Consider the following 17,003-nt stretch of genomic DNA (forward strand, 5'->3'; position numbering starts at 1 on the left):
AGGCTGTATTTTTATACAATCCGGCTATCATGGAGGAAAAAATGATTTTTTCGGAGTTAAAAAGGTCTGCTTCCCGTTCCCGGCACGAAACCGCCCTGCTGGCCATCGAAGCGAAATTCGGCGTGGGCATCACCATTCACGACCTGTACGGCAAAATCGGCCTGGCGGAACCGGGCTCGCCGCTGTTCGGGCGGCACCTGCACCCGCTGGAGTGCTGCCGGTGGGGACGGCGGAACAATCCGGGCTGGAACAGCCGCTGCGTGAACGATTGTTTCCGGGAAACGGAACTCCATGCCGCCAAGCGGCGGGAACCGTTCCTGAAGGAGTGCTGGACCGGGCTGTGCGAGCTGGTCGTGCCGATCCAATACCAGAAGGTGCACCAGATCACCATATTCGCCGGGGTATTCAAGGGTTCGGAGCCGCGCCGTTCCCACCTGCCGGAGACCTTCGAAGCCGTCTACCGGACGCTGCCGGAACCCGATCCCGAAATTCTGGCGGGATTGGCGGAGCTGCTCCATACTTTCGGAACCGGCCTGTTGAAAGAGCTGGAAACCACTGAACTTTCCGAGGACAACCGGCTGGCCCGGATTCGCCGCTACATCGCCAACCACGCCCATGAACGGATCACGCTGGACGATGTCGCCCGCGAGCTTTTCATTTCAAATTCCAGGACCCGGCACCTGATCACCGAACTGACGGGCCAATCCTTCTCCGAGTTATTGGACGAGGTCCGGATGAACCGGGCCCGGCGGCTGCTGCTCTCCGGCGAACGGACGCTCGCCGAAATCGCGGATGCCACCGGTTATGCCAACGTTCACTATTTCAGCAGGCGTTTCAACGAGTATTTCGGAGAACCGCCCGGCCGCTACCGTCGGAATCACCGCCACGACCGTTCCTGACCTCCTCTTCCGCCAGCAGGGTCACACGCCAGCTCCACACCTGCCGTTCACCGGAAAGCAACATCCGCAAGGCCCGCCTATGCCGGCCGCATCCAGTTTTTCCGGAAGGCTTCCAGCGCCGTTTCAAGCGGCGGCAGGTGAGGCTCCCAGAGCTTTTCGTACTCAAAAATCACCGGAGTCGCGGGCGAATGTTCCGCCAGGAAAGCGAGGAAATCCGCCGCCGGGAAATCCCCTTCGGCGGGCAGACAGGCCAGCCGCCTGCCGCTCTCCACGCGGCTGTCCTTCAAATGGACTTCGATCACGTTCTCTTTCAGGAGCCCGAAGCTCTCCCGGAACGGTTCTCCGCCGATGTTGACCGTGTGATGCACATCCCAGACCACCGGCAGCGGTTCGCCCAGCCGCCGGAAGAGTTCGGTGCACTTCGCCGCCGAAGAGTAGCCGTCGTGAGTTTCCAGCGCCAGACGGCAGCGGCGTCCCAGCGCCCGATAGCGTTTCAGGTTCCGCCGGGCGGCGGCGACCGCCGCATCGTCCACCGGATGCTCGAACGGCATCCCGCCGAAAATCCGGATATGCGCAATGCCCGCCGCGTCGGCGATCTCCGAAAGCTCCTCCAGTTCGCAGAAATCCGCCTCCGGATCGGAGAGTCCGAAGCCGCTGCCCAGCAGCGTGATCCGCCCCTCCCCGGCCAGCCGCCGGAACTCTCCGGCATTTTCCGGCAGTTTCAGGTTAGAGGCAAGTTTGCAATTGCCGGAGAGCGCGCGCAGCTCCAGCAGCCGGAACCCGAAGCGTTCCGCCAGCGCGGCGGCCTCCGGCAGCGACAGCTCCGGACACCCCAGCGTGGAAATACCCCAGCGGTGTTGATCCTGCATCAAAAAACTTCCTTCATGTTCCGGTACTTATCTTCCCAATTCCATCGGAAAGATACTTCTCCATCTCCATTTTTCAAGGCGTCGCATGGAATTATTGTTCAAAACTCCGGAAAAATCCGTCTGAACCGGGGTGCTTTTCCAATACCGGCCCGGAATGCGGAGAGTCCGGAACAAAAAAATATTCTCCGGCGGTTTCAGAAAAAACGCCGGAGAATGCCATCCGTTTGAACCGGGAATTACTTTTTCAGTTTTTCCGCCCAGTCGCCAAGCAGCCGGGCGGCAACCTCACGGCCGCCGATGCCGAACGCAATGGCCGCGGCAACGCAGACCGCGCCGAGAATCAGCGCGAAAGCAATCTCCACAATGGTCCCGCCGATATCCATATTGCCGATGGCCAGGGCAACCGTAAAGACAATCACGCCCACGCGGACGGCGGCGACGATCACGGCGCCGCATTTCCCTTTCAGCGAATCGGCCGCAAAGTTCGCCAGCCAGACACCGATCAGCAGGACCGCGATGCTCAACAGCACGTTGCCGCCGAATGCCGCCAGAGTCCGGATCAGGTTGGCCAGTTGTTCAAAACCGAGGATTTCGCAGGCGGCAAGCACCGCCAGGACCACAATGCAGAGAAATGCAAGTTTTCCAACCACCGCGGAAGGCGCAACGGAGTTTTCATCACCTTCCCGGCGGAATCCCATTCCGGCAATCAGCCGGTCGAAACCGAAATCGGCAACCAGCCGCGCCAGCAGTCCGGAAACGAAGCCCCCCGCCAGAACCGCACAGAAGACAATCAGCGACGCGCCGATGATATCGCCGGTCGCATTCAGCAGCTTGTCGAAAAAACCGGATACGGAGCTGGACAGCGCCTCGACTTTCAGCGCAGTCAATGCGGAAATCACCACCGGAATCGCCACGAGAACATACGCGACGATGCTCACCATCGAAGCCAGCCCGCCGTTGCCGAACAGCTTGGAAACGCCGAGTTTTTCCCCGAACGCATTCAGGCGGCTGATCACGATCAGCCCGGAAACCGCCCTCCGGATCAGGTTGGCGACAAAAAGCCCGACAACGAGAATCGCAACCGCGGCAAGCAGATTCGGGATATAGGTCAGCACCTTTTCAAACATCGCCTGAAGCGGCTGGGTGATCCCATAAATCTTCAGCGCATTCAGGATGGCCGGAAGGAAAAAGAGAAAAACCGTGCAATAGGCCGTTCCTGCGGCATATTCGGCCACCGCCTCCGGTCTTTCGACGCCGATCTGCGCGGCAAGACGTTCGTTGAGCTTGCTTTTCAGCAATGTCACTTTCGTAACGGAGCGGACGATTCCCGCCACAATCCAGGCGACGGCGGCGAGCAGCAGGGCGCCGACGATATTGGGCGCATACTGCGCGACTGTGGAAATGAAATCCTGAAGCGGTGCGGCCGCCGCATTCAGGTTCAGCACGGAAAAGCATCCCAGCACCGCAAAAATCATAATGACGTAATAGATGATTTTGCCGGTAAGGGTGTCGGCGTGACTGATCCGCGGCACTTCCGCCCCATCCGGCAGAATATCTTTCCGGACGGTCAGCTTCTGTAATGAACCGGAAATCCTGCGGGAAGCGTAAAGAGCGATCAGCCAGCCGATCAGAAGGATCAGAACGGCTCCGACGACATTCAACAGATTACTGTCGACAATAACCTGCCAGATCTGCTTGAAAAAATCCTGCATATACTTTTCCTCCTCTGTTGTTATGATGTTTAGTAGTGAACTGGTAATTAATATAACCCATAAAAGATATTTTTCAACCAATCAGTAAAAGCAATGGCATCATAAAACGAAAAATTTATAATAATGCTTATGCCGCTTCGAAGATTTTCATCACAAATTATTCCGATTTTTTGACTTCTCCTATTGACTTTACTGTATCGATATGGTATAATTATAGTAAATACAGAAATCACCCGTTACTACAAGCTCAGGAAAACAGAATGACCAAATCGGACCGGCTTTACGGAGAGTTGAAGAACCGGATCATCGGCTGCGAGCCGGGTTCCGCCTTCTATTCGTTCCGCACGATCATGAATGATTATTCCGTCAGCCAGGCCACGGTGACCGCCGCCACCCGCAGGCTGATCGACGAGGGACTGCTCAAGCCGAACACCGGCAAGGAGATGGAGATCACCGACGAAGTGCTCAAATACCGGCAGGACGCGCCGCCGGTGGTCTGTCTGGCGATGCCGCACTGGCAGTCGGACTGGTACACATTCATCGAACACCACTTCTTCGACCTAGCTTCCGAACTCGGCTATCAGCTCGAAGTCCTGCGCTACGACTGGCGCGTCGGCGCCCCGGAGAGCCTGCCGCAGACCAAGATCGACGCGCTGGTGCTGGTCGCCGATTCGCAGAAGCTGACCGCCGAAAATATCCGGCGGATGAACCAGTACCGCCTCCCCTACGTGATCTTCGCGCGTGACCTCGCCGGAATCGCCGTGAACTGCGTCGGCCTCGACAACGAATACGCCGGAGCCAAAGCCGCCCACCACCTGATTGAGCTTGGACACCGCTCGCTGGCGGTGGCGGTCTCGCAGCCGAAGTCGGAGAGTATCTTCTCGCGCATCAAGGGATTCCGCCAGTTCTGCGAACTGCACGGCGTCGGCTGCGAGGTGATCGACTGCGACATCCGCAGCGGCGATTTCAGCCCGGAAAAAGTGTACCGTGTCCTCCGCGAACGGTTCGCCGCCGGGCGTCCGGACTTCACCGGGCTTTTCACGCTGTGCGAAGATTCGGCCAGCGGCGTCTACCGCGCCTGCTTTGAAACCGGGCTCAGGATTCCGCAGGAGCTCAGCGTGGTCGCGATCGGCCAGTCGTGGCGGCTCGACTATTTCACCCCCGCCCTGACCGCGCTCGGCACCGACATCTCCGAAATGGTCCGGCAGACGATCCGTATTCTCAAGAGCAACCTTGCGGCCGCCTCCCAGCTCGACTATGAACGCAAGCTGGTCAAGCCGCAACTGACAGTCCGAAACTCAACCGCGGCCTTTGCCGCCATCAAATAAGAAGGAGCATTGCAATGAGAAACCGAGCCGCCAACTTCACATTGATTGAATTGCTGGTTGTAATAGCAATCATAGCGGTCCTCGCTTCGATGCTGCTGCCGGCCCTGAACAAGGCGCGCGACCGGGCGCGCACCGCTTCGTGCCTGAGCAATTTAAAACAGATAGGCATCGCGACGGCTACTTACGCGGCCGACGACAAGGGAGCGATCATCTGGGTCCGGGATTCCACGCTGATGTACCGGAACAATGCCGGCGGCTGGCCGGCCGGGCTGGGTTTTCTGCATAAAATCGGCTACCTCGCCGCCCCCAAGGCATTCTACTGTCCGACCGAACGGAAAAACCGCTATGAAAACCAGACGAAAATGTGGGAGAGCAAGCAGTCCAACAAGTACGACGACAACACCGGCAGCGACGGCATCACCTCCAACTACCTGCTTCCGAAAGAGGGTGCGCCCTACGATCCCCAGACCACGCAATCGGTCAACCTTGGTTATCCGGGAAGAACGATCTATATTTTCCTTAAGAAACAAAAGCCCGGCTACTCCTATATTGCGGACGGCTGTCTTCGCGAATACAACGCCAGAACCAATGAAGTCACCGGAGGCTGGCAGTGGGCGCATAACGGACACGCCGGAAACATTCTCTATCAGGACGGCCATGCGGAAACACTGACGATCTCCCAGGCTAAAATGATGAAAATGACCTCGACGAATTCCAACCACTGGGAAGCCCATTATATGGGCTGCTACAATCGCAAGTAATCTTTTTCAACAAGAGGAAAACCATGCATAAACTCCTGACTCCCTTTGCCGCGGGGGCGGCGCTGCTGCTCGGCGCCTGCGCCTCGACCGATACGCTTCAGCCGGTTCCGGCGGACCGCACCTTCGTGAACTTTTCCGGCGTCTGCCACGGTTCGGTCAACTCCGCGCCGCTGTGGGGAACCGCCCTCGGCTGGGACCGCTTCGACTTCTCATGGCAGAGCTTCCAGCCGCAGCGCGGCAAGTGGAACAACGCCTACCTCGAAAAATACTGCCAGCGGATTCTGGCGGCGAAAGCCAAAGGCGTGAAGTTCCTGCCGATCCTCGACTACGGGAACGGCTGGACCGCCGACGGCATCCCGGAACAGGAGTTCGAACTGGGCGGGCGCGTCTACACCGTGAACCGCCGTCCCGACGGCGATTTCGACGTGGCCGGTTACAACAAGGAGACGGTCAACGGCAGACCGGAGCGAATCCTGATCGAAAAGCGCAAAGTGAGCGCCAGACGGATGAGCCAGCGGTTCGTGCCGGACGATCAGATTGCCGACTGGGAACAGTTCGTGCGCAAAACCGTCACCGCGCTGAAAGCCGAACCGTACGGCGTTGAATACTTTCAGGTCTGGAACGAAGCCCATCCGATGAGCTCCTTCTGGTACGGCGACATGGACACCTATATGAAGAACGTCCACCTGCCCGCCGCGAAGATCATCCATGAACTCGGCGGCAAGGTCGTCTACGGCGGCTGGATCTGCGGCGAATCGATCAGCGAATTCGTCGCATACCTCGACCGCCATAACGCATGGGATTCGATCGACGTGTTCGACCTGCACTACTTCCCGCTCGCCGGAATGGAGTACCTGGCCCGGGCGCTCAAAGAACGCGGGTACGAGGACAAAGGCATCTGGCAGACCGAACTCGGTTTCACCGCCGGAGCGAACTTCATCGGCAACCTTTACCCGCGCGTTCTCCACTGGGCGCTCGAAAACGGCTGGGACCGGGGCGACAAGTACAAGCTCTTCTATTTCGCCTACGGCACGCCGAATGATCCGAAGGCCTACGGCTACAGGCGCGGCCTGCTGCTCGGCAGGGAGCTGAATTACAGCGGCCGCAGCCTCGAAACCCTTGCCGGAGTCCTCGGCGGGGCGCCGCTCGAACTCTACGGACCGGTCCGCAGCGTTCCGGCGCTGAAGCCGGAACTGGATGAGCGGCTGAGCAGCCTTGAGAACTTCCGGGTAGGCAACCGGATCGTCTCCGCCGTCCACATGCTGCCCAACAACAACGCCAAAATCTTCGTGGACTGGAACGGCGATCTCGACACCATCCACATCGACTACGAAAACCCGCTGCTGCGCCTGAAGTACCCCGAACTCGATCCGGCCCGCGTCGCCAAAATCGAACGGGTCAGCATGTACGGCACTCGCATCGACCTGACCGACCGTCTGGAAAAGGATGGGAACGGCAGCGCGGTGAACGTCCCGGTCCGCGAACCCGACCGCAAGGAATTCCGTTACACCGATATGCCGGAAAACTTCCTGCCTGAGGTGTTCTACACCGTAATCACACTCAGGGGAGAATAATCCATGCTTCACCGTTTTTTCCTGTTCGCGTTTCTATTCGGCAGCACGCTGCTCGCCCCGGCCGTGACCTTCCGCGACTTCTCCGGCGTCTGCCAGGGAGGAGACGGCAGCCTGAAGCTGCCTTACTGGGACACCCTTGCCGGCTGGAACCGCATCGACATCGCGTGGAACGCCGCCGAACCCGTTGAAGGCCAATACAATGAAGCCTATCTCAAAAAGGTTTATTCCAGCATAAGGAAAAATCTCGACCGGGGCGTCAAAATGCTGCCGATGCTCGGCTATGCTCCCGGCTGGGCGTCGCGGGACGGCGAGTACGTATTCACCTGCGGCGACAGCCGCAAGGTTTACAACAAGCTCGGCGGCAACGAATACCGGCTGCGGGAATTCAAAAAGGAAAAGAACGGCGGCTGGGTTCCCAGGACCGACAAAGCGGGCAATCCGATCGACAAAACGGTCCGCAACCCGCGCATCCCGCTCGCCCCCGAAAATATCGCGAAGTGGCAGGCGTTCATCCGCCGCGTGGTCTCCGATCTGCGGGCCGAGCCGTACCGTCTCGAATACTTCCAGATCTGGAACGAAGCCCATCCGAAAAGCGGCTTCTACGACGGCGAAATGCTGGAATATCTGAAAAACATCCACCTCCCCGCCGCCGAAGCAATCCGCGATCTGGGCGGCAAGGTCGTCTACGGCGGCTACCCCTGCTGCGGCGCCGTCGACGCACTGGCGCGGGACCTGACCAAAGCGAAGGCGTGGAATTCCCTCGACGTGATCGACATACACTACTTTCCCGAGTGGTGTATGGACTATCTGCGGCGCAAAGCCGCCGAAAACGGCAATCCCGGCATCGGCGTATGGCAGACTGAAATCGTCTTCCACCGCAATTATTACGCGGTCGCGCAGATTTATCCGAATGTGCTCTACCGGGGCCTGACCCACAATTGGAAGAATATCGACCGTTACAAGCTCTTTTTCTTCGCTTTCGGCAGTCCCGACGATCCGAAAGCCTACGGTTACGGCAAGTGCCTCCTCGCCGGAACCACCCTGACACCCCACGGCAAGGCGTTGGAGACGCTGGCCGATATTTTTGGTTCTGAAGAACTTGCCGCCTACGACCGCATCGTCAGCATCCCGAAGCTCGACTTCGCCAACAAAGGCGACCGCATCAGCGGCTTCCGTTTCGGCAACAAAATTCTGGTTGCGGTCAACTTCGACGCGAAAACCCGCGAAAATCAGGAGAAGGAAGGGCTTGAAGTTCTGAAACTGACCTTTCCCGGTCTGAAAACCGAACAGGTGAACTCTGCGGTTCGCATCGGCGTGTTCGGCGAAAGGCGCGATCTTGCCGTACAAACACTCCCGGACGGCGTCACACTGGAAGTTCCGCTGGCGGAAGAAGAAAGCAATCGTTACAGCGATAAGTTCCTGAATGAGAAAAGTCTGCGCCGCCCGGCATTCTACACGCTCCTCGAATTGAAGTGATCCCGCTTTCGGGATCGTACGTGATGCGAAGCGCTTGCTCCTCCGACGCAAAGCGTCTTTGGAGTGCGGAGATTCATCTCTCTCCGTTTTCAAGTCACACGTGAGTTTTATGGTTGACTCGTCATTGCCGCAATAACAGGCATGGCGTCCGGAGGGACTGCTTTGCCTGAGCGCAAGAACAGGTAAGGTGCCCGGAGGGTAGTGAGCAAGGGACCTTCGATTTGCGGATGGCTCCGGGGGACGTCGCGCACGTCCCCCGGCCCCCCTCGCCGGTGGCAGAGGCCGGTCCGGTTGCGAAGCACTTCCGCTCGCGGGCGCGGCTTCGCCGCTTACTTGCCGGGCTGCGCCCGTCAACCCCTTCAACGCCCGCGTTGCGGGCTACGCCAGGGGGGGCTTCGCTCACTGCGTTCGGCTTCGTCACGATGTTCCTCGTTATTTTGCTGCTGCAAAATAATTCCCTCACATTCGCTCGCGGCGCTTGCCGCGCTTACTTGTGCAAGAAAAACGGTTATGGAGACCAACCTTCACCTGCATGAGCCAGCCGCCGCGCGCTCCCGAAGGGTGTAGAGCGCGCACCCGGCAGCGCCACCTTGCCGCCATCTGCCTTGAAAAAAAGAATTTCTTGCCGAAATCCTTTGACAGCGGGGCATAATCATGATAGATTGAAGCATGACAACTTGCGCAGAAAGTAGTTGAAGCATGCAGCATCCGATACATCAACGCTCCCGGACGCTTCCACGACGGATCGCCGATCATTTCGAGCAGGAAATCCGGGAGGGGCGGCTCCGAGAAAACGACCGGCTTCCCTCCACCGCCGAACTGGCCCGGAGCTTCGGAGTCAATCTCGAAACGCTGCAGGCCGCCATGAAGGAACTGGCCGGGCGCGGCCTGCTCGAACGGATTCCGGGGCGCGGCACCTTTATCCGCCACGGCCTTGCCGGGCGCTGTGTCGGCATCGTTTTCGGACGCGAAATCTTCTACCGCCCCGACCGGCTGTTCCATGCGGTATTGCTGGAGGAGTTGACCGGCCTGATCCGGCAAAGCGGCTGGAGCAGCCGCCTGTTCGCCTCCGGCGAAGCCGCCGAGTACGACAAGGGCTTCCACGACCTCAAGCAGGCGGTCAGCGCCGGAGAGATCCGCATCGTCCTCGGACTCTGCGCCAACCGGCTCATCGAGCAGTATTTATGGCAGGCCTGCAGCGTGCCTGCTCCGAAAATCCCGTTCGAGCTGGACGTTCCCTCTCTGCTGGAGCCGGGGCTGGCCTATCTCGACCGTCACGCCTGCCGTGAAGTGCTGGTGCTGCACTCCTCCGCACCGGAGTGGCGGCAGGGCATCCGGCAGCTCGATCCGGGCCGTTATCCGCATTTGCGGGCCCACTTCGTGCCGGTCGATCCCCATGATGCGGACCGGGAACAGGTCTATCGCACCGCCGCTGCATTCTTTCCGGCCCATCCCGGCTGCGACGGGCTTTTCATCACCGAAGATGCGATGTTCCGCCAGACGGTGACCGCCGCCTGTCAGTCAGGCCGGCACATCGGCAGCGAACTGAAGCTGATTACCCATGTCAACAAGGGGCTGGAACCCTTTTTCCCGCTGCCGCTGACCCGGCTCGAAATCGATCCGGCCGACGTCGCCCTTCAGGTCTGGAACCAGCTGCAGGCGCTGCTGCGGGGAGAACCCGAACTGCGCCCCACGCTCCGCCCCCGCCTGATTCCCGGCCGAACCTGCGGAGAAGCACATGAATAACCCCCTGCAGTTCAAACCGACCCGGCAGGCTCCGGTCTACCGCCAGATCGCCGCGTACTTCGAGCGGAAGATCAGCGACGGCAGTCTGAAGGAAAACGACCGGCTTCCCTCCACCGCCGAACTGGCCCGGCAGTTCGGCGTAAACCGCGAAACCATCCAGCAGAGCATGCGGCTCCTGACCCGGCAGGGGCTGTTGGAGCGCGCCCCCGGGCGAGGCAGCTTCATCCGCCGCGGCCTCGCACAGAAAAGCGTCGGGATCATATTCGGGCGGAGGATCTTCACCCGTCCCGACCAGTTGTTTTTCGGCACGCTGCTCCGGCTGCTGATCGAACGCGCCGACGATTCCGGCTGGAATTACCGGCTGTTTCCGGTCCGCGACTCGGAAACGCCGGAGCAGGAACTTGAACCGTTCCGTCGGGAGTACGGCCAGCTCGACGCGGCGATCGAATTCTGCATCCCCGAAAACATCCGGCAGGCCCTGCTGCGCAATTGCCCGCTGCCGCTCTCAAGCTGCCTCTTTCGCCTCGATGCGGCCGACCTGCTCGAACAGGCCGGACACTATCTGGCAAAGCACGGATTCCGGCATCCACTCGCCCTTTTCCCCGGCCGGATGCCGGATCTGGAACACGCGCGGATTCCGGCGGAGACGGAAGTCACCCTCTGCGCCGCCGATCCGCTGTCCGGTTCGGCGGAGGCTTACCGGCTCGTCCGGCGCCACCTCGCCGCCCGCCCGGAGTGCGACGCATTGATCGTACTGGAGGATTCGCTGTACGTGCCGGCGGTTCAGGCCGCATTCGACGCCGGACGCCGGATTCCGGAGACGCTCGGGCTGGTCACCCATGTGAACCGGGGCGTGGAGCCGTTCTTCCCGCTTCCGCTGACCCGGCTCGAAATCGATCCGGCCGAAGTCGCCGGCCAGATCAGCCAGGAACTTCAGGCCCGGATGGAGGGCCGTCCGTTCTGCTACACGCCGGTAAAGGCCCGGCTGATCCCCGGCCGGACCTGCCGGGAACAATAGTTACAACTGCGCCGCCGGATACTCCCGGCAGCGGCATTCGGCCGTCATCAACGCCCGGTCGAAAACGCGCAATTGCCTCACTTGTTGTCCGACCTGCCACGGTGCGGGACTGAACCGCCGGATCAGACGCGGGTTGAACCGCCGCCAGCCGAACTGCAGCTCTTCGCCGCCGTCGAGAAAGACCCCGTTGCGCACGAAGCTGACAATTCCCGGCCCGCCGTCCACATTCACGGTGAGAATGTCACCCGAAGCAAGCTCCGAGATCCGTTCGCTCCGCATCCGGCACTCTTCATTGCCATTGTCCAGCGTCAATATGATACGCAACTCCGGATCAAGCTCTAGAGCAATGCCGCGCCCGTCGTCGTCCCGCCCCTCCAGCAAACTCCCCGGAACCGTTCCGGCCAGCTCGACTTCAAAAGCACAGCCGTCGGAGGTCAGCATCCCGCCGTGGTTAGGCTGCGTATAATCGCGGCGGTAAAACTCCGGCAGCTCCGGCGGCGCGCCGCACCGGCTCCCGCCGGGAGCCTCGAACAGGATTCCGGCATCAGGAGTCACGGATTCGCCGCGTACTCTCGCCCACATCGTTTCAAGGAAATCCGCCGGAATTTCATGGACACGGGCCAGATTTTTTTCGGTTTCCGTCACAAAGTAACGCCCCTGCTGCTCGATCAGATCAGGATAACTGAACCGGACCATTGGGTCATCGTGGTAAAGCAGAAGTTCCGGCTCCCCCCAGCGGATCACCCTGCCCTCCGGCGAATCCATTTCAATGCCGGCCAGCAGCCACGACGGGTTGCGGTCCTCGTAAGCGGCCTGCGGCCGACGGCGGATGAACGGGCCACCGTGATTGTGGAACCAGTACAAATAGCGTCCTTCCGAACATTTCCAGACGAAATTAGCGGCGCGTGGATGTTTTACGGCGCGGCCGCTTGCCCGGCGCATATAGCGCAGTTCCGGCCAGCTGCGCCCTCCATCCCGGCTGTACGCTTCGACCGGATAGCCGTCGATGGTGCGGCAGGTCACATAGAGAGAGCCATCGTCGAGCGGCACGAAGCACTGTTCCTCAGCGATTGGCCCGCCGCCGGGAGGAGTCCGCAATCCGGTCCCGCCGTCCGGCAGGGTGATCCAATGGGCCTCGCCGGGGTTTTCCACATCGAACAGATCGGGACTTTTCAACAGCGATCCCTCGGAACGCTGGTAAAACCCCTCCCCCATCTCCCCGACCCGGATCAGCGAAACCCACGCCGCGCCGTCGAACGCGAAAGCCCGGCCGACATTCCAGAAGAAGCGGATCCGCCCCCCGTAGACATTGTTCCGGTCGCAGTCGAACAGTCGGAACGGAATCTCATACCGTTCCCGGCTCCAGCTGCGGCCGCAGTCGTCGCTGTATTTGAATACGAAGCTGCCCAGACAGTCAACCCGGGTGAATGTGCCACTCCGGTCATGCTTCTCAACCTCGCGGACATTGTCGGTGTTGCGGTTGTAGAAAATGAACACCCGGCCCGACGGGGCCTTAAGCATCACCGCATAGGAGTTCTCCACATCACCCGGCTCCTCCACGAAAATCGGTTCGGACCAGGTGCGGCCGAGATCGGTGCTGCGGCAGGTGCACACATGCTGCCCCTGCGCCCCTTCATTACCGGAGCCGGTGGTTACACAGCACAGCCACGCACCGTCGCCGGTTCTGACCACATAGGGCTGGTCGGCATAGTTTTCAGCGGGAATCCGGCTGCCGTTGTCCAGCAGCCTCCAATCAGAGCGTGTCATAAAATTCTCCTTATAAACGTTCCGGTTTGAAGAAATAAAGATAGGCGTTCGGTGCGCCGATACTTTCGGCATGACCGTCGAAAAACGAGTAGTTGGCCCGCCCCATATGACGGGTCGGATCAGCGGAACGGCCGCTGCCGTCAAAGCTGAAATTGAACTGATCCGAAGCATTGCCCTCCCGATAGGTCGAAATCAGCCAGTTTGTTGCATCGCCATACAGCGCACGCTTCGACGGATGCCGGATCCGGCTGCCTTTGTAAAACGGCATCGTGGTGCTGCTCTCGTCATAAGAGACCATCGTGACGGAGTCGCCGTTGCTGTGATAGCGCATATTCTGGCCGTAACCGGTATAGCTGCGTGATCTGGTCGCCGGATGCCACGACGGACATCCCCAGAACACCCCGCCCCGGGCCATGATCTCATTCATATCGGTCCCGGCGGCAAATCCGAGATAAGGAGCGAGAAATTCCGGATTCTGCATCACCTTTTTCGGAGTGGTGAAATAACCGTAACGCGAAGGAGCATAATAATCGTCGTAGTCCATCCGGTACATCGTCTGCCCTCCGGCAAGCTGCCGGATGGAAGCCAGACATTTGATGCTCTGCCCCTTTTCACGAGCCTGATTCAGCGCCGGCAGCAGCATTGCCGCCAGAATCGCTATGATTGCAATCACCACGAGCAGTTCAATAAGCGTGAACAGCCTTACGTGGCCCGATGCGGGGGCGTGTCCGCCGCCCCCCCCTGCGTCCGGCAAGGTGCCGGTGCTGCGTACAGGGCGGTGCAGTGTAAAGACGCGACCGGTTGGCGGTGGGAAGAAGAGCCGCAAAGCCCTAATAGTTTTTGCTCCGGCTTGCCGCTTGCAGAGCATTGGCGGAGGCGTAAGAGCTTGCCGGGAATATGTGAAAAGTTGGGGATGTCTGGTACGGGGAGAGACGCGGCGCTCATCGCCGCTTTCTCTCCCCCGAACCCCTCTCTTTTACGCAGAGCGGCAGCCGCGAACTGATTGTATATTTTACAAGTTGTGTTCATGAGCAGCTCAATAAGCGTAAATTGGGCGTACGGAAGGGAATTGCATCTTTGATGAGTTTTCATTGCGGAAGCTCCAATCAATGCGGATTTGTTTTTCATCCTGTCATTTCCCCTGTTTCAGATAGTTTTCCAATTCATCGGCGGAACCGGTTCCGGTCACGAAAGAGGCATAGGGCGAACCGGCGACAAAAGCGTTGCCGAACAAGTCGGAAGCGTGCCATTGCTCCGACGGTTCCGGCTTCCACGCCGCCTCCCGGCAGGCGGGATCGGGAAGCAGCACCGCCGTACTCCGCCGCCCGTCGCTGAAAATATAAGCGTGAACCAGTATGCCGACCGGGAGCCGCCGGACGAATGCCTTGCCTTCCAGCACGGAGGTCAAGTTCGCGTAGGCGGCGGCCGACGGATGCAGTTCCCCGGCGGCGGTGATCAGCAGCCGATGCGGATTCAAGGTGCCGTAACCGTTATGCAATCCCATCGAATACAGGAATACCTTCTCCGCCCCGCACCCGAGCAGCGCGGTCACGAACCGCACGACCCGGTCGCCGGTATCGAAGATTTCCGACCGGGACGCCCCCGGCGGAATCGTCCGGTAGAAGCCGTCGCAGGGTTCATTGAGCGGCGACCCCTCGGTAAACCAGACCGGACGCGGCAGCTTGCCGTGGTGCTCCCGGATCGGACCGATCGCCCGTTCGTATCCCTGCTCCACCTCATCGCCGGGGAAACCGACCAGCCGGGTCAGGTACTGATGATAGCTGATCGCGTCACAATCCTCCGCCGCCCCCAGCTCGGCCATCCGTTGTGAAAACTCCCGGCCGGGAACCCGGCCTTCATGACCGAGGCCGTCGGTGGTGTTCACGCCGAGCACCCGCGCCCGGCTGCCGGAGTTGCGGACGGCCTGCCGGACCTGTCTCTGCATCTTGTAGAACTCCGCGGCCGGATCGTCCGGACTCAGGTAGAAGCCGCCGCCGAAGGAAGCCCAGCGCCTCGCATTTCCCGGCAGTTTCTTCACATAATCGATATGAAAGAACAACGGCAGCCATGGTTCGTTCCAGACATCGAATGCGTCGATGCTCCCGCCGTAACGTGTGATGATCCGCTCGCAATATTCCCCGTATTCCCGCATGGAGAGCGGCAGGAAGTACGGAGAAGTCACCGACTGCCGCAATGTCGGATACGGCACGCTGCTGTTTACCGCGTGACTGCGGAACGATGGGGCGGTGGTGAGTTCGCCGAGCAGCTTCAGATGATGTTTCCGGTAACGTCGCACGCCGTCGTCGTCGAAGCTCCATTCGCCGGGTTTCCGTTCCAGATAAGCCCAGCCGAGCAGTTGAACCCCGGCATCGTGCAGCCGTGCCCAGTTCGCTCCGATCGCTTTGGCCATAGTCAGATGGCGGTTGACCGGCTGAACATGAATGCCGAAAGGAGAGTCAGGAGCATCCTTTCCCCAGTACACCGGGCGCGGCAGCACATTGACCACCCGCTCCACAGCCGGAACGTCAACCGGTTTTCCGGAAACGTCGAGCTGGATCGCCTCCACCTGCCACGGCCCCAGCCGGCGCGCCGCCGGAAGTTCCAGCGTCAACGTATTCCGCAGCACGCTGCGGTCGCCGGGGAACGGAATCCGGCGGCTTACTGCGTCCCCATAAAGGTTGACCGCCTTCACCTCCAGCTCCTTCGCGCCGGGGGCGGTTTTGGACAGCAGCCGCACCCGAACCGGTTCACCGGCAAATACAATCCCGGCAGCCGCCGTTTTTCCTTTTTCCGGGGCAAGCTCCGTCCACCCCTCCCTTGCAGCTTCGGCGAGCCGTTCCGGGAGTCCCGCATAAAGGGCGTCGCACCACAGCGTGCCGCGAAACGTCAGTTCGACCGTAAGGATGCCGGCCTGCGAAGGAATAAATTCCGCCGCGACCCGTTTCCACCCCTCTTCCGGTTTCAATTCAAAGGGTCGCCGGGCAATCATCCGGCTGCCGCACCGGACGGCCAGCTCGCCGGAAGTGGCGCCCTTCAACATCATTCCGGCAGTCAGTCTGCGTCCGGCGGGCGGAGTCAGCAGCGGGGCGCTGCAGACGGTGACCGAGTCGCGGTAATCGTAGCTGGTCATCACCCCGGAACGCACTTCGATCTTCAGCGGCGGCATGCCGCTGGGGCCGACTTCACCGTTTTCTTCGGAAAAGGTGACATGGTCGCCCTCCGAAAAACAGTTCTGCCAGCTCCATGCTGCAGGCAATCCGAGCGCCAGCGAATGCTGTCGGAACAGGTTGCCGTCCTCTCCCGCTTCCAGTTCAGCCGGAACCAGTTCGACATCCCTCAGGTCGAGCGTCGCCGTACCGTTGAGCTGCATGAAAATCGACAGCGGCTCACCCTTCGGCAGGCTCCGCAGCGTGAATACCCGTGAAAACGTCCCCCACTCCTGTTCAGGAGAAACCGCCTCCTTGAACAGCCATCGAAACGGCGCATTCACCATCCGTATTCCGGTGTTCAGCCGTGCCCTCCCCTGCAGCCGGGCCCGAAAGCTGAGCCGCCAGGTTCCGGCTTCGAAATCCGGCGGCAGCCGGAAATCGAACTGGCAGTAACCGTTCTCAAGCCTCCGCACATCAATGCGCTGAAACTCCCGGCCGTTCTCGCGCTCCACGGTATAGTGAACCCACGCTTTCGCCCAGCCGGAATTTTCCCGCCAGCCCGGCAGCAGTTCCCCGGTAACCCGGCCCTCGGACAAAGCCGGATCGACGGTAAGCGCCGCCGCGGTACATGCCGCTGCGAGCAGCAGCAGTGATAAAATCCGGACCATAGATACTCCTTGTATTTGTGTTTCCAACGGCACAGA

At 60.2% G+C, this 17,003-nt stretch carries 13 protein-coding genes; 7 read left to right on the top strand and 6 right to left on the bottom strand.

What is annotated here, in order from left to right; all coding sequences use genetic code 11:
• Window positions 1-41 precede the first annotated feature (41 nt).
• Complete coding sequence (locus tag C8D82_RS20605) at window positions 42-899, top strand: helix-turn-helix domain-containing protein (RefSeq protein ID WP_165832855.1); 858 nt, start codon at window positions 42-44, stop codon at window positions 897-899.
• A 77-nt stretch (window positions 900-976) separates the two neighbouring features.
• Here C8D82_RS20605 and C8D82_RS05735 read toward each other — a convergent pair whose 3' ends face one another.
• Window positions 977-1,768, bottom strand: coding sequence for a sugar phosphate isomerase/epimerase family protein (locus tag C8D82_RS05735; RefSeq protein ID WP_116883322.1), 792 nt, complete (start codon window positions 1,766-1,768; stop codon window positions 977-979).
• 236 nt (window positions 1,769-2,004) lie between these two features.
• Window positions 2,005-3,480, bottom strand: coding sequence for a mechanosensitive ion channel (locus C8D82_RS05740; RefSeq protein WP_116883323.1), 1,476 nt, complete (start codon window positions 3,478-3,480; stop codon window positions 2,005-2,007).
• A gap of 260 nt (window positions 3,481-3,740) precedes the next feature.
• On the opposite strand from C8D82_RS05740, the gene C8D82_RS05745 reads away from it, so the two are divergent.
• From C8D82_RS05745 to C8D82_RS05760, 4 genes are read left to right on the top strand one after another with little or no spacing between them, the layout of a single operon-like run.
• The gene (locus C8D82_RS05745; RefSeq protein ID WP_116883324.1) at window positions 3,741-4,808 is read left to right on the top strand and encodes a substrate-binding domain-containing protein; all 1,068 of its coding nucleotides are present in this window, start codon (window positions 3,741-3,743) and stop codon (window positions 4,806-4,808) included.
• A gap of 14 nt (window positions 4,809-4,822) precedes the next feature.
• Window positions 4,823-5,569: a type II secretion system protein gene (locus tag C8D82_RS21080; protein ID WP_165832856.1), complete on the top strand. Its 747-nt coding sequence runs from the start codon at window positions 4,823-4,825 to the stop codon at window positions 5,567-5,569.
• Between the two features lie 23 nt (window positions 5,570-5,592).
• Entirely contained in the window at window positions 5,593-7,143 is a 1,551-nt protein-coding gene (locus tag C8D82_RS05755) for a hypothetical protein (RefSeq protein WP_116883325.1), read from the top strand.
• A gap of 3 nt (window positions 7,144-7,146) precedes the next feature.
• Window positions 7,147-8,619 carry a hypothetical protein gene (locus tag C8D82_RS05760; protein ID WP_116883326.1) on the top strand — a complete coding sequence of 491 codons (1,473 nt, stop codon included), beginning with the start codon at window positions 7,147-7,149 and terminating at the stop codon, window positions 8,617-8,619.
• Between the two features lie 459 nt (window positions 8,620-9,078).
• Here the strand turns inward: C8D82_RS05760 and C8D82_RS20610 are convergent, their stop codons facing one another.
• The gene (locus C8D82_RS20610; RefSeq protein WP_133245079.1) at window positions 9,079-9,336 is read right to left on the bottom strand and encodes a hypothetical protein; all 258 of its coding nucleotides are present in this window, start codon (window positions 9,334-9,336) and stop codon (window positions 9,079-9,081) included.
• Between C8D82_RS20610 and C8D82_RS05765 the strand changes: the two genes are divergently transcribed.
• Complete coding sequence (locus tag C8D82_RS05765) at window positions 9,319-10,365, top strand: GntR family transcriptional regulator (RefSeq protein ID WP_116883327.1); 1,047 nt, start codon at window positions 9,319-9,321, stop codon at window positions 10,363-10,365. The genes C8D82_RS20610 and C8D82_RS05765 overlap by 18 nt on opposite strands.
• Window positions 10,358-11,383 (top strand): GntR family transcriptional regulator, encoded by a 1,026-nt coding sequence (locus C8D82_RS05770; RefSeq protein ID WP_116883328.1) that lies wholly within the window; start codon window positions 10,358-10,360, stop codon window positions 11,381-11,383. The genes C8D82_RS05765 and C8D82_RS05770 overlap by 8 nt, the downstream gene beginning before the upstream one ends.
• On the opposite strand, the gene C8D82_RS05775 is transcribed toward C8D82_RS05770, so the two are convergent.
• The 3 genes from C8D82_RS05775 to C8D82_RS05785 form a co-directional block, all read right to left on the bottom strand.
• On the bottom strand, window positions 11,384-13,150 hold the full coding sequence (locus tag C8D82_RS05775; RefSeq protein WP_116883329.1) for a sialidase family protein: 1,767 nt from the start codon (window positions 13,148-13,150) through the stop codon (window positions 11,384-11,386).
• A gap of 10 nt (window positions 13,151-13,160) precedes the next feature.
• Window positions 13,161-13,904: a prepilin-type N-terminal cleavage/methylation domain-containing protein gene (locus C8D82_RS05780; RefSeq protein WP_207776071.1), complete on the bottom strand. Its 744-nt coding sequence runs from the start codon at window positions 13,902-13,904 to the stop codon at window positions 13,161-13,163.
• Between the two features lie 378 nt (window positions 13,905-14,282).
• Window positions 14,283-16,967 (bottom strand): hypothetical protein, encoded by a 2,685-nt coding sequence (locus C8D82_RS05785; RefSeq protein ID WP_116883330.1) that lies wholly within the window; start codon window positions 16,965-16,967, stop codon window positions 14,283-14,285.
• Window positions 16,968-17,003: the final 36 nt, after the last annotated feature.

Source organism: Victivallis vadensis (genome assembly GCF_003096415.1).
Taxonomy (GTDB): Bacteria; Verrucomicrobiota; Lentisphaeria; order Victivallales; family Victivallaceae; genus Victivallis; species Victivallis vadensis.